Here is a 14,744-nt window from a genome sequence, read left to right as displayed (position 1 = left end):
TAGAGCGAGAAGTGTTGCAGGCTATTTAGCTGGTATTTATGCATCTTTATGTGCTTATCAAATATGTCATCAAAACAAGCCGATGATTCGTATTATGGAAATATCGGCTTAAACAAGATTCGGGTTAGCTAAGACAAAATATGTGCATACGGTAAATATCTGACCATAATGATCAACTTTTTCAATGAAAACTGATTAGAAGCATGATTTAATAAAGATTATTCATCCTGGTAGAACAAGCTCTTCTCATTTTGTTCTATTCATACTGTAACATCGTTGATTAATTCTTATTAAGCTTTATCCATGTTTAGATTATTTATTGTTGTGTTTTTAATTGGGGCAACAATTCAACTTTATGCTGCTGAAATAGAAACACCTGAAGTTTCTCAACATCAAGTCACCTCTCTTCCAACACCACAAAACCTGTCCCTAAATGCATTTGGTCAATGGATTATTGGCTGGGGAACAGGTGCTGAAGGTGCCAGACAACGCCTTGATAATATCCGCCGTGAAGATGTCGCTGTCATCAAGCAAAAAGGCACAACGCTAGACATGATCAAAGTCTGGCAACAGTATTATGAACAAGAGCTGGAAAATAATTTGGAAAATCCAACCGCGCGTTACCGTGCCAGATTAATGAAAAGAATTGCTGATCTTTGGTAAGCTGAAGTGGCAGATTATTCTGCCGCTTCAGTGGTTACCCGCAACACTTCTTCCAGAGTGGTTTTACCAGCCAAGACTTTTCTTAAGCCATCATCACGAATTGAACCTGCATAACGACGGGCATGGTTTTCCAGTTCATATTCAGCCGCATTGCCATGAACCAAACGACGCAAAGATTCATCCACAGGGACAATTTCATAGATTGCAGTTCGGCCACTAAAGCCGACATGAGAGCATTGTTCACAACCATGAGGTTCTGGCAATTCCATGTGTTGATCCACATTTAAATGCTGGAAAACCTGTCGTTCAAAATCATCGGCCTTACGCCATGTCACACAATGTGGACACAGGGTACGCACTAAACGCTGTGCAATCACACCAATCAGGGAGCTCGCCAGCAAGAACGGTTCAATGCCCATATCTTTTAAGCGGGTCACTGCACCAATGGCGGTATTGGTATGCAGTGTGGAGAGTACCAAGTGACCTGTCAGTGATGCCTGTACCGCAATCTCAGCCGTCTCAAGGTCGCGGATCTCCCCCACCATTACCACATCAGGGTCCTGACGCAGCATGGCTTTCAAGGCACGGGCAAAGGTCATATCCACCTTGGTATTGACCTGTGTCTGTCCAATCCCTTCAAGTTGGTATTCAATTGGGTCTTCGGCCGTCAGGATATTACGGGTATTGTCATTCAGGTCAGACAATGCCGCATAAAGTGTGGTGGTTTTCCCAGAACCCGTCGGGCCTGTCACCAAAATAATCCCATGTGGACGATGTACTAGTTGGGTCAGACGCTCGTAGTCATTTTGCATTAGGCCAAGATGGGTCATATTCAAACGCCCAGCCTGCTTATCCAGCAAACGCATCACCACACGTTCACCGTGAGAGGATGGCAAGGTGGATACACGCACATCAACCTCACGACCCGCCAAACGCAGTGAGATACGGCCATCCTGAGGAACACGTTTTTCTGCAATATCCAGTTTTGCCATGACTTTAATACGTGACACCAACAACGGCGCAAGTTCACGGCGTGGCTGTACGATTTCACGTAGTTGACCATCAACACGTAAACGTACCGAAAGTTTCTTCTCAAAGGCCTCGATATGAATATCAGATGCACTGACACGAATCGCTTCTGACAATAAAGCGTTAATCAGGCGAACAATCGGCGCATCATCTTCCTGATCCATCAGGTCTTCAGCTTCAGGCACCTGATCAGCCAGGCTGAGCAAATCTGGATGGTCTTCCAGACCCGCCGCAACCTGTTGCGACTCACCCGTGTCACCCGCATAGCTGGAACTGAGCAAGGCGTGAAATTCCTGATCGCTACACAATTGATCATGAGCGGATTTCCCCAAAATTCGGCGTGCTTCCTGCAAGGCAATACGTGCGGTGTCTTTGCGACGCACAATAAATGCCTGATCGCCCTCATAGCGCAACAAAACGCCATGCCTTTTCGCAAAACTATAAGGAATTTGTATTTGTTTAAGTATTTGCATCACACAAATAATGATAAAAAAGATGCTTGAGTGTACTCTAAGCGAGTTACAGCGTGAAGTCTGTTTAGCATACTCACACAGGAATTTTGCATCTTGTCTCAAAATAATCCATACCAGAAGCAGCAATATCAGCCGCCCCATGCCAATACCCTGAAGTGGTGGGGAGAACAACAATTTGAAATTCAGCAGGCCAAGGCCTGGCAATTCGGTTCACTGTTATTTCGCCTGACCCGTGGCATTAAGGAATGGCGGCTGGAATATCATCGTCCACAATGTCAGCACGATTATGAACAACAATGGAAAATGCTGAGCGATACTGAGTTTGCAATGCCCCACCCCGCAAAGATTGAACGCTATATGTTTCATAAGACCAATAGCACCTTTCACTTGATGCCACGTTTGGCAGATCGCTCGGTGGTGATCAAGCCTGTAGACCCAATTTATATCCCAGCAGGTCAACGCGGAACACTTTATATCAGTACGCCCTTATGGATTGCAGGCTTGGTTGAGGGATTGACTGAACCTTTATTTGATATTCCGATCATCCAGCCGAAAGACACCTGGTTTGGGAAAGACCCCCAGCATGGTGAGATTTGTTATGCCACCTCGGTGGATGGACGCACCGACTTAAATCTGCTTAAACCGCGTGCATTCCGTGCCGTCACCCCGATTGAGTTTCATAATACCAGCCAGCATCAGCTTCGTTTTGACCGCATGAATGTACCCGTCCCCGCGCTTCCCCTGTTTTATAGCGAAAGTACAGGACGTTTATGGACCTCACAAATCAAGGTCTATTATGAGGGTGCGGAACATCCAGCGCGTATCCGCATTGAAAACAAAACGCCGACTCAGGCAGGCGAGGTCATTTACGTCCACCCACCACGGGCACCTGGCAGCACATTGTTCAATATGTTCGATTCATTCTTTTAAGAGGTTTTTATGGCAGAGACCAGCATTCCCAAAGATGTGGCCAATAACCTGACCGACACCCTGAAAAGTATATTCACAGGTATTAATCTTGATCGGCTGAGTGAAATTCTGGTTGCCATTATCTTGTGCTTTATTGGTTTCCTGATCGCACGTCTTGTTTCAAACACCTTTATCCGCACCATCGGCAGTCGTTTAAACGCCCATCAGCGTTTATTGTGGCGCAGAGGGATTTTCTATTTTATTTTCCTGCTGTTTATTATGACCAGCTTAAGGGAAGCAGGTTTTAAGCTCAGCGTTTTCCTCGGTGCAGCGGGGATTTTAACGGTGGCTCTGGGCTTTGCCTCACAAACCTCAGCAACTAACCTGATTAGTGGTTTGTTCCTGATTGGTGAGGGTTCCTTTGAGGTGGGTGATACCATCCAGATTACCCTGATTCGGGGACAGACCATTGAGGGACAGGTGATTTCGATTGACCTGCTGTCCGTGAAACTTCTCACACTGGATAATGTCTATATCCGTCTACCCAATGAGCAACTGATTCGAACACCTGTGATGAACCTGTCCAAATATCCAATACGGCGGATTCCCATCACGCTGGCGATTAATTTCCATGAGGACATCATTAAGGTAAGACAGGTTCTGCTGGAAGTTGCAGCCAAATATCCACTGGTGATGGATGATCCAAAGGCGACTGTGACCGTGACTGCATTTCGGGAATCCTCAATTGAATTACTGTTTTCTGTCTGGTGCCGTAAGGAAAATGCCCTAAAGGTCCGCGATGAGATGCAGGAACGGGTCCGTAATGGCTTTCTGGAAAATCAGATTGAAATCCCTGTACCGAAAATGGGCCTGATTGACCGACCTATCCCACTTGAGGATGATGAGCTTGATCAATATGCCCATCAGAAAGAACTTAAAAAAGAGCAGAAAGAGAGTTGATTAGCCCTCTTTCTGACTTTCCTCAAACGTAGGCGGCAAAGGTGCAAGATATGCAATCACCAGCATGACCGCACCCGAACCGATAAATGAAATCACGCGTGTCAATGTGCCACTTTGCGATAAGTCCAGCAGTAATAATTTAGCCACCACAATACCCAACAACGCAGCACCCACAAACCAGATTTGGCGAATATGACGGCGACTGGAAAAAGTCATCAGGATAAATGCCAAAATTACCCATAATAAGGTCAGGCTAAGTTGCACATCACCATTTGACCAAATGTCCAGCCCCCACAACGGCGTACCCAGATAATGATGCATGGCACGCACCACCACGCTGCTCAACACCAGTAAACCAATTAAAATGGTGGTGATCTTTATGCCTGCTCTAAGTTCTGGTGGAATCATCATATGCCGTTGATAAATCGTCCATAACACGGCTGCTAACATTAATAAAGAAGTTGCATCTGTATAATTTAAAATTGGCAAGAGATAATAATGCTCAGCAGAATAGTGATCTAAGCTAATCAACATTAACCAAATAAGATTTAAACTGATCACAGGTATTTGTACCAAGATTTCAGAATCTTTTCGCATAAAGGCAATATGATAACCAATCGGTAATATTGCCAAACCAACCAATGGTAAGATTGGAAAAATTGCCAAGCCCATACTGGCTGAGCCTAACCACAATAAGGTTGACCATAGACTTAGATGTTTTTTGTAATCCGCAATCGTTGTTAAAATAAATACCAACCCGAATGCAGCAACCATAAAACAACTTTGTTGTAAGATACTCTGCCACTGGTGTTGAGTATAAATTTCAATCGCAAAACTTTCGCCATAGATCAAACATAGTAATCCTCCGATTAAAACCAGTTTGACATTATCCCACTCTAATTTTGATTTAAACTGTATAAACACATTAAATAAAGTGAATAAACTCACTGCAATCGCTAAATAAGAACTCAGTCCATATTGCTGCCACTGCATCAACTCAACGCCCGCGACTGCACCTGCATACAGGCCCAGCGCAAGGAAAATTCCACTGAGCATACGTGCGCTGAAATACTTTTCAACTTCCTGGTAATGCAATAAATAAAATGCTGAAATGAATTGCGCCAGCGCATAAATGACCGTACTGAGTATTGGGAAATGATCATTTGACCAAACCTGAAAAATCAGTGCCACTGAACTCAGCAGCACCAAGGCCACACCAATATAACGGCTTAAACGATAACGCTCGGTTACACCCCAGACAATCAATGCCGTTCCCTGTATTACCCAGCCTGTGGAAGTCCAGTGCGCGCCTTTTGCCAACGGAAAAATCAGGGCAACAAAAACTACGGCAAGAATAAAGAAACTTTTTGCCAAGATGGAAAGTTGTGGATGCTGCCGTTTAATCCAGAGATTTAATGCAATATAGACCATTGCCAGAGCAACCGCGCCCCAGGTCAGGGCTTGGGTGGAGTTATGCATCAGGTAGGCATGTAGTGAAAAGCCCAGTACAGGCACGCTAAAAATCAGCCCTACATCCAGAATAGGTTGCAAACGTTGAGTTTTCTGTCCTGTGTTCTGATTTAAATTCAAGTCCTGATTTTGAGCCCGCAACATCAACTGGCTATAACGGACACTAAGCCAGATAAACAGCGCGATATGCAACCATAAAATCCAGTCCAGTATAGTAAATTGCTGGGTCTTGGCATAAATGCCAATTACTGACCCACCAATAAACATGGTGGCAAAAAAAGCGATTTGATGCAGGATTTTCCAGGGTTGAATAAAATTAACTGCTGCAACGGCTAAATTAATTAACAGGTAATAAGCAAACAGGAAAATCACGTCAGGATGATTCTGCGGAATCAGCAATGGCGCAAGATAAGCCATACTCAAAGCCAGCATTGCCAAGTACAGGGCTTGTTGTTTTAAACTGAGATAAACCGTCACCAACAGTAAAATGACAAACAGGATACTGGCTGTGATGAGGCTGGCAATCACAGCGAAATGATGCGAGAAGATGAGGGTTAAAAACACAACGGCCAATCCCACACCCTGCAAGGCCACGGCAAACAACTGGTTTTTCTTTTGCAGCAAATAGCCAACAATGGTGGTGGTGATACCCGCGCTGGCAATAAACCCCAGTTTGACACCCAGACTCAACTGCCAATGTTCACTGGCAAAGCGTAGCAACAACACCACACCAACCATCAACACTGCCACGGCAACACGCAGGATTGGATTACCATGGATCATCCAGTCGAATGCAGGTTGCCACCAAGCCTGCTCTTTTACTGCTGGTTGATTGTTGTTGGCTATGGAACCTTGAATATCTATATTTGGAGTTGCTACGACATTGGCCTGCATCCAGGCTGGATACTGTGCTTCAAAACTTGGTGTAGTTGTCGGTGTAGCCTGGTCGATCTCAATGTTTTGAATATTGCTTAAGGCTTCTGCTTTTGACTCGGCATTTGTATATTGTTCCAGATGAAGCAATCGTGTTTGAAAGGCACTGATGGTTTGAATCAGGCACAGCATAAGCACCAGCAACGCACCACCTGCCAGCCACATCCATGTATTTGCATAGGCAAAAAGCGCAACCAGTGCCGCGCCATAAATCACGATCCGTTGCATTCCAATACCAGCAGACTGGGCAAAATAGCTGGGTGCCGCCTGCTCAAGTTGAAGCAAACGCTGATGAATCTCGGAAAGGATGTGTACAATAACAACGGTCAGTCCAATCGCAGCGGCAATAATCGTCCCCTGCCATTGAAATGCGATTGCACTGGCGAGCAACACAGTCAAGGCAGCCAGAACCATGACGATTCCCTGTTTGTCTTTTTTATACATGGGCTTATATCAATTATCACAGCTTCATTGAGGCTATCTTACTTGATCACTGGATAGGCAGCCATTTTTACATACAAAATACTGCAATTTTTAAAGCGACATAGATCGTCCCTGCTCAACACGACAACAGGGACAGCCACCACTTTTTCACGTAAAATAGCCGCTAGTTCATAATAAGGATTTGTGCAATGCCACCTTTTGTCCTAGTTGACGGGTCTTATTTTTTATTTCGTGCTTTTCACGCCTTACCCCCACTCACAACATCGACTGGCCTGCATACCAATGCAATCCGTGGTGCCATTTCGGCGATCCAGAAGTTGATGCGCCGTACCCAGCCAACCCATATGGCGGTGATCTTTGACACGCCAGAGCCGACATTCCGTCATAAATTATCACCGATTTACAAGGGTGACCGTCCAAGCATGCCAGAGGAACTGTCACAACAGATTCCGTATTTGCATGCCTTGATCAAGGCACAGGGTATTCCACTGTACAGCCTGCCAGGTGCAGAAGCGGATGACATTATTGGAACGCTGGCAAAACGTGCGGTGCTTGAGGGTCATCATGTGCTGATCTCAACGGGCGACAAGGACATGGCGCAACTGGTCAATGAGCATGTCAAACTGGAAGACAGCTTCAAGGACCGCGTGCTGGATGAGGCTGGCGTATATGAGAAGTTTGGGGTGCACCCGCACCAGATTATTGACTATCTCACCCTTATGGGCGATGCTTCTGACGGTATCATGGGCGTCCCAGGCGTGGGGGCGAAAACGGCTGCCAAACTGCTGAATGAATACGGTTCACTGAACAATATCATTGCCAATGCAGACCAGCTCAAGGGCAAAATCAGTCAAAACATTAAGGACAATCTGGACAACATCAAGATTGATCATCAGCTTGCCAGCATTGTCTGTGACCTTGAGCTTAATCTGGACTGGCATGAACTCAAGCTCTGCAATCCAAATGTGGACCATCTGCGCAACCTCTACACTGAACTGGAATTTCGTAACCAGTTACAGTCACTGGATCACCCGAACAATCCAAATAGCTCTGCCTATCAACAAACTTCACAGAATATCGTGAAAGCTGCGCAAAACACTGAAGCCACGGCGGCACAGGACAGCATTCCAGAAGACCATGCCAACCTTTCCAGTCAGGATGACCAACTTGGCACGGCCAACTATCATACGGTACTGAAACAGGAAGATTGGGACAACTTATTACAACGGATGCAGCAGGCCGATCACTTTGCCATTGATACAGAAACCACCAGTCTGGACTATCGTATTGCAGAGTTGGTTGGATTTTCTGTCGCCTTTGATGCAAATGATGCCTATTACATTCCATTGGCACATGACTATGAAAATGCACCTGAACAACTCAATCGTGAAGCTGTTTTGGCACAGATCAAACCGATTCTTGAAAATGAAAACATCAGGAAAATCGGTCATCATTTAAAATATGATGCACACATCTTTGCCAATCACGGCATCATCATTCAGGGCTGGTATTTCGACACCATGCTGGCGTCTTATGTCCTGAATGCAGCGGCGACACGTCATGGTATGGATGATGTGGCACGGGTGTATCTTAGCCATCTCACCACCACTTTCGAGCAAATCGCAGGTAAGGGTGCCAAACAGAAAACCTTTAACCAGATTGAGCTTGAGGTTGCGGCACATTATGCCGCTGAAGATGCCCATGTCACCTATCGGCTGTATGAGGTGCTGTCAGCAAAGCTCCAGCCTTTCCCTGAACTGGTCAATATCCTGCATAAGATTGAGATGCCTGTTGCTCGGGTATTGACGGGCATGGAAGAAGATGGGATCAAGCTGGATCATGCTTTCCTTGACCAGCTCAGTGTTGAGTTTTCTGAAACCATGCAGACACTGGAAAATCAGGCCACTGAACTGGCAGGTGAGGCATTTAATATCGCCTCGCCAAAACAGGTCGGCGAAGTGTTATTTGACAAACTGGGCATCAAGGGCGGCAAGAAAACTGCAACGGGACAATACAGCACCAGTGAAAGTGTGCTGGAAAAGATTGAGCATCCGCTGGCCGAAGTGATTCTGGAACACCGTGGGCTGGCAAAGCTTAAAAACACCTATACTGACCGTCTGGTTGAACAGTCACATGATACGACACATCGTGTGCATACCAGCTATCATCAGGCCTTGACCGCGACGGGTCGCCTGTCATCTACTGATCCAAACCTGCAAAACATTCCAATTCGTACTCAAATTGGACGTCAGATTCGCAAGGCCTTTATTGCGCCCGAGGGACGTGTGCTGCTGGCAGCCGACTATTCACAAATTGAACTGCGCCTGATGGCCCACTTTTCCCAGGATGATGCCTTGGTTCATGCGTTCCAGCATGGACAAGATGTACACCGCCGTACCGCGGCTGAGGTACTGGGCATTGCTATCGAAGATGTGACCAATGACCAGCGCCGTCAAGCCAAGGCTGTCAATTTCGGCCTACTTTATGGCATGTCGGAATTTGGCTTGATTCGTCAGTTGGGCTTTACCCGTGAAGAATCGCAGAACTATATCAAGCAATACTTCCGTCGCTACCCTGGCATTTATGAATATATGCAGCGTACACGTCAGGTTGCACTGGAACAGGGTTTTGTTGAAACGATATTGGGGCGCCGTTTATATACGCCAGATATTGATGCACGAAACATGATGGTGCGTAAGGCGGCTGAACGCGCCGCAATTAACGCGCCATTACAGGGAAGCGCGGCAGATATCATCAAGATTGCCATGATTGAGGTTGATAAAATCCTGCCAAAAGATCAGGCCAAGCTTTTATTGCAGGTACACGATGAACTAGTGTTTGAAGTGGATGAAGCGATTGCTGCGGAATTATCCAAGCAAATCGCGGATGTCATGCAGTCTGTCGTTCAGATTTCAGTTCCATTGGTGGTTGAGGTCGGACAGGGACTGAACTGGGATGCTGCCCATTAATATATGATCATTCTTCAATAAATTTTCCCTTGCAGATAAACATACTTTTCAACGCTGCAAGGGAAATTACAATAAACCATCCCTTATAAAAACTAACCATAACAGGAGAAAGGAATGCAATATGTCGTTTAATCAGGTTCAATTTAACCGTTATCATTCCATTGATTCTTTACGCTTTATTTCAATTTTTCTGGTCTTGCTGCATCACTTTAACATCCCTTACAAACTGTTTGACACCTCAATCAATTTCCAGATTTTTGGTGAAGACATCACCACCCTGTTCGCCAGAAATGGTAACTATGGGGTAACGATGTTTTTTGTCATCTCAGGCTATCTGATTACTTCACATACCATCAAACGCTGGGGCACCCTAAGCCAGATCAATATGCGGGATTTCTACATCTCACGATTTGCCCGAATCATGCCCACCATGATTTTACTGGTCTGTCTGATTAATCTTTTAGGCGCATTTGAACTCAAACCCTTTATGACCCAGGCACCCAATGGCATTGTGGTGGCACAGTCAACAGTGAATTTGGCGGCTCTCACCTTTTGGATGAATATCCTGATTATCGAAAATGGCTGGGTCAACTATGTGCTGGGCGTGTTGTGGTCGTTATCCGTTGAAGAAGTGTTTTACCTACTTTTTCCACTAACTGTCCTCTTCCTCAAAAGACAATCTCTTTTTTTGATTGCCTGTATCGCCCTGATTCTGTTTTGTCCTTATTTCAGGTATTTACATTATGGTGAGGAAAGTGGTGCCTATCTGTATCACTATTTTTCCAGTTTTGACGGAATTGCCTTTGGCTGCCTTGCGGCATTGATTGCACCACAGCTTAAACTCAATCAAAACACATGGTCATTGCTTAAATTTGCTGCGATCGGTACGATGCTGCTGATCTATTTTTCTGCGCCGATTAAGGAAAGCTGTGTTTGGGGAATTAGCCTATTTGCCTTGGGAACTGCAATTGTGATTCTGGCTAATGTTGCAAACGAACAAGTCAATGTTCAGGTTAATCGCTTTAAATTTCTACAAAATATCGGTAAAAATAGCTATGAAATTTACCTATTCCACTTGATCATCCTAGGCTTTTTTAAGCTGTTTTATACGCCCGCATTAACTCAGGGCGATATTAAACTTGCACTTTTATTGATTTATCTTGTACTTGCGATTGGACTAGGTTCCATCATTGCCCATTACTTTTCCAATCCACTGAATCAAAAAATACGACAATGTTTCATCAGAAAATAAAAAATGGGCATCTCGCCCATTTTTTATTGAATCCAGTTTGCTTAAAGACCTGTTAATAACACTTTAGCCGCTTCATTCATCAGGATTTCAGCAATATAAAGTGCCAGAAAAGCCAGAATTGGCGACAGATCAATCATCCCCATATTTGGCAACAAACGGCGGAAAGGTGCAAGCAATGGCTCAGCAAGCTCCTGAATCACTTCAATATAAGGTGAACGTGTCTGCGTAAACATCACCACCCAGCTTAAAATGATGGTTGCAAAAATCAGGTAGCGGCAGAAACGGATCAGGTCCTGAATCATAGTCACAAAAGTCGTGATCACCAGATACACGGCACTATGCGGCATCTGCCCAGACAAATACATCAGGCCAAAGATCTTCAGTAAATACAGCACCACCAGCAAGGCAACCGCAGCCAAATTGACACGCCCCTTGCCCACCGTTGGAAAAATACGGCTAAAAATATCCACAATCTTGGTGGCTTTCACAGTTGAAAGCACCACAGGATTGTATGGACTGACTGCCGCCAATTGCATTAAAAAACGGAAAAAGACCAATAAAATTGCAACATTGATCAAAACACCAAAAATTAGCGCAGAACTTGCACCCATAATTGTCTTATCCTACTTAAACCGATTTAGTCTTGTCACTCAGCTCTTGTGCGAGCTCTTGGCTACGCTTCTGAGCTGCTGCAAGCGCTGCCTGAATATTTTGTGAAATCTGCGCACGGTCAAACACTTCCAAAGCCGCCTGGGTTGTGCCATTTGGAGAGGTCACGTTTTTGCGTAATTCTGCTGGAGAGTTTGAGCTGGTGATCGCCATTTGTGCGGCACCCAGTGCCGTTTGTAACGTCAATGCTGTCGCCACTTTCTCATCCAGACCGAGATTCTTGCCTGCACGGATCATGCTTTCCATCAAATAGAAAAAGTACGCAGGACCAGAACCAGATACCGCGGTTACCGCATCAATTTGCGCTTCATTATCCACCCAAATGGTGAGACCTGTCGCTGCAAGAATTTGGCTGCTCAGTTCACGATCCTGCACACCCACTGCTTCAGGTGCATAAATGCCATGCGCCCCTGTCTGCACCAATGCAGGTGTATTTGGCATCACACGCACAATACGCTGGCTGCCGCCCCCAATGAGGTCTGAAATGGTTTGAATCTCAGCACCCGCAATAATTGAGATCACCAGTTTATCCGACAGCAATCCCTTTAATGGCTGTAATACCGTTGCCAATACCTGTGGCTTCACCGCCAATACAACGACATCCGCATTTTTAATGGCTTCAGCATTGTCGGTGGTGGTCTGAATGCCTTTTTCTTCCAATACATGACGAATCTGTTCTATGGGGTCGGAAACGGTAATGCGTGTTGTTGGTAAACCGCGGGAAAGCAGCCCACCAATCAAGGCTTGCGCCATGTTGCCACCACCAATAAAACAAATATTTTGATTCAATGCTGTCGCCATATCCTACTCGTCATGTAAAAAAGACTGCTGAGAAAAATCATCACAGTCAGAAATTAAACCTGGTTGCCAACCGCCATGCTCTACATAGTCAGATTGCGCCAACCAAAAACCTTTTGGGCTAAAAACCCCAAGCATAACATTATCCACGACTAATATTTGAATTGTATGACGTAACCAAGGCAAAATCTGTGCTTCCTGAATGGCTTTTTTCAGTGGCCAATGTCCAACCCGCCCATAAAGATGGATTTTCTCGCCCCCCTGCCGCTTGATTAAGTGCAACTCTCGACCCAGCAGTTTTGGAGCAAGCCCAATCGTCTGCGATTCAATCCTGAATTTTCCCGCTGCAACCTGTACAAATTGACCTATTTCATAATGCTGTGACGACACATTTGCAATGGGTGATTGCTTTTCCGCATATAATGCATCATATGTTAAACGATACAATTTTTTCTGATAGCGAACATAATAATGCTGGTTGATATGTAAAGTCGCCTGTGCATCAGGTTTCGCCAGAATCACCTCTTGCTGTAGACGCTGTACCATATCGTAACTTGGACGATACGGGTCTTTACCTTTTATCCATGCAGAAAGCAATTGGCGTTGCCGAGCTGCTGAAAGTTGAGAAAGCGCAAGTAAGTCGATTTCATTATCCGTGGCGCAGTGTTGCCAATCTTCCTGCAACACATCATTCAGTATTTCGGCTGCATCCTGCATCAGATAACTGGTGCGTGCCACAGCAGCCTGCATTTTAGGGAAACGCTTTTGCAAGACAGGCCATAGTTCCCCACGACACCATGCCCGATCATAATGCGTGTCATGATTGGTTGGATCAGTCACATAGTCAAAACCAAGTTGCTGTGACCATTGCTCAATCTGTTCTCGACTCAGAGCCAGAAATGGCCGCCAAATCGTGAGGTCTTGACGCACATCAATTTGCTGCATGGCAGCCAGTCCATTGACTCCCGTGCCTGAGAATAAGCGCAATAATAACGTTTCAGCCTGATCTTGCTGATGATGTGCTAAAACAAGAATTTCGTTGGCTTGTAAATGCTGTTGATAGGCCTGATAACGCGCCTGACGCGCTTGCTGTTCCAGATTGCCTGTTGCAACCTGCACCTTTTGAATGACACACGGAATATTCAGCGCTTCAGCTTGTTTTTGTACCAGTGCTCCCCATTCCGCACTCACCTGCTGTAATTGATGATCAATGTAAATTGCACGGATCTGGGCAGGAAAAATTTCAGACATCAGATGCAACAACAGCATGGAATCCATGCCGCCGCTACACCCAATCAGGAACTGGGTTTGTTCAGGAAAATGCTGTGTTTGTGCTAAGACGCGATGCCTAAATTGCTGCTGCCAAACTTCATTAAACGTTGATAACGTGCGTCGCATCTTGCTTGAGCATCCATCGGTTGCAGTTCATCCAGGGCTTGTTTTAACACATCTTTTAAGTCATGCATGACTTTTTCAGGCTGCAAATGCGCCCCTTCGCCCTCATCCACAACATACTCAACAATGCCCAAAGCCTTGAGCTTGTCTGCCGTCAAGGCCAGTGCCTCACTCGCTTGAGCGGCCTTGTCTGCTGTTTTCCATAGAATGGAGGCACAGCCTTCAGGTGAGATCACCGAGTAAATACTGTGTGACAGCATAATCACGCGATCCGCCACACCAATACCCAGCGCACCACCAGAACCGCCTTCACCAAGCACAGTGGCAATCACAGGCACTTTCAAGCTGGAAAGTTGTGCCAAACTGGTGGCGATTGCCTCCGCCTGACCGCGTTCTTCCGCACCCACCCCTGGATAGGCACCCATGGTATCGACAAAGGTAAACACAGGTAAGTTAAAACGCTCAGCCATGTCCAGTAAACGCTGTGATTTACGATAGCCTTCAGGGTTACACATCCCAAAGTTGTGCTGTAGCTTTTCACGGGTGCCGCGACCACGATGCTGTCCAACCACCATGACAGGTTGTCCCTCAAAACGTGCCAAGCCACCAATCATGGCACCATCATCACCAAATAAACGGTCACCATGCAGTGCATCAAACTCAGTAAAGATTTCACTGACATAATCAAGAAATTGCGGACGCTCAGGATGTCGTGCAATTTGAACCGTAGCCCACGCCTTGGACTGAGTCGCTTTATTTTTCATAAGTCAAAAATGATCC

The 14,744-nt window shown here is 45.7% G+C and carries 11 protein-coding genes and 1 pseudogene; 6 read left to right on the top strand and 6 right to left on the bottom strand.

The genetic code is table 11. From position 1 onward, the window contains the following. Positions 1-112, top strand: a pseudogene (locus QTA56_RS14805) (IS982 family transposase); the annotation flags it as partial. Between the two features lie 191 nt (positions 113-303). Next, positions 304-663: a DUF4951 domain-containing protein gene (locus QTA56_RS14800; protein ID WP_267981763.1), complete on the top strand. Its 360-nt coding sequence runs from the start codon at positions 304-306 to the stop codon at positions 661-663. 14 nt (positions 664-677) lie between these two features. Here QTA56_RS14800 and gspE read toward each other — a convergent pair whose 3' ends face one another. Next, positions 678-2,165: a type II secretion system ATPase GspE gene (gspE, locus tag QTA56_RS14795; protein ID WP_267981762.1), complete on the bottom strand. Its 1,488-nt coding sequence runs from the start codon at positions 2,163-2,165 to the stop codon at positions 678-680. 93 nt (positions 2,166-2,258) lie between these two features. On the opposite strand from gspE, the gene QTA56_RS14790 reads away from it, so the two are divergent. Next, positions 2,259-3,095 carry a DUF432 domain-containing protein gene (locus QTA56_RS14790; protein WP_267981761.1) on the top strand — a complete coding sequence of 279 codons (837 nt, stop codon included), beginning with the start codon at positions 2,259-2,261 and terminating at the stop codon, positions 3,093-3,095. A 9-nt stretch (positions 3,096-3,104) separates the two neighbouring features. Continuing rightward, positions 3,105-4,034, top strand: a complete 930-nt coding sequence (locus QTA56_RS14785) for a mechanosensitive ion channel family protein (RefSeq protein ID WP_267981760.1) — start codon at positions 3,105-3,107, stop codon at positions 4,032-4,034. Here QTA56_RS14785 and QTA56_RS14780 read toward each other — a convergent pair whose 3' ends face one another. Next, the gene (locus QTA56_RS14780; RefSeq protein WP_267981759.1) at positions 4,035-6,881 is read right to left on the bottom strand and encodes a DUF2339 domain-containing protein; all 2,847 of its coding nucleotides are present in this window, start codon (positions 6,879-6,881) and stop codon (positions 4,035-4,037) included. Between the two features lie 188 nt (positions 6,882-7,069). Here QTA56_RS14780 and polA point away from each other — a divergent pair, with 188 nt between their 5' ends. Then, positions 7,070-9,850 (top strand): DNA polymerase I, encoded by a 2,781-nt coding sequence (gene polA / locus QTA56_RS14775; RefSeq protein ID WP_267981758.1) that lies wholly within the window; start codon positions 7,070-7,072, stop codon positions 9,848-9,850. 121 nt (positions 9,851-9,971) lie between these two features. Next, the gene (locus QTA56_RS14770) at positions 9,972-11,102 is read left to right on the top strand and encodes an acyltransferase family protein (RefSeq protein WP_267981757.1); all 1,131 of its coding nucleotides are present in this window, start codon (positions 9,972-9,974) and stop codon (positions 11,100-11,102) included. A gap of 41 nt (positions 11,103-11,143) precedes the next feature. Here the strand turns inward: QTA56_RS14770 and QTA56_RS14765 are convergent, their stop codons facing one another. From QTA56_RS14765 to QTA56_RS14750, 4 genes are read right to left on the bottom strand one after another with little or no spacing between them, the layout of a single operon-like run. Then, positions 11,144-11,713: a YggT family protein gene (locus tag QTA56_RS14765; protein WP_267981756.1), complete on the bottom strand. Its 570-nt coding sequence runs from the start codon at positions 11,711-11,713 to the stop codon at positions 11,144-11,146. 16 nt (positions 11,714-11,729) lie between these two features. Then, positions 11,730-12,572 carry a pyrroline-5-carboxylate reductase gene (proC, locus tag QTA56_RS14760; protein WP_267981755.1) on the bottom strand — a complete coding sequence of 281 codons (843 nt, stop codon included), beginning with the start codon at positions 12,570-12,572 and terminating at the stop codon, positions 11,730-11,732. 3 nt (positions 12,573-12,575) lie between these two features. Continuing rightward, a complete protein-coding gene (gene tilS, locus QTA56_RS14755) occupies positions 12,576-13,967 on the bottom strand; it encodes a tRNA lysidine(34) synthetase TilS (protein WP_267981754.1) in 1,392 nt (463 codons plus the stop codon). Next, entirely contained in the window at positions 13,904-14,728 is an 825-nt protein-coding gene (locus QTA56_RS14750; RefSeq protein WP_267981753.1) for an acetyl-CoA carboxylase carboxyltransferase subunit alpha, read from the bottom strand. The genes tilS and QTA56_RS14750 overlap by 64 nt, the downstream gene beginning before the upstream one ends. Between the last annotated feature and the right edge of the window lie 16 nt (positions 14,729-14,744).

The organism is Acinetobacter thutiue (assembly GCF_030385805.1).
Lineage (GTDB): Bacteria > Pseudomonadota > Gammaproteobacteria > Pseudomonadales > Moraxellaceae > Acinetobacter > Acinetobacter corruptisaponis.
This window is presented reverse-complemented; position numbering and strand designations above follow the sequence as displayed.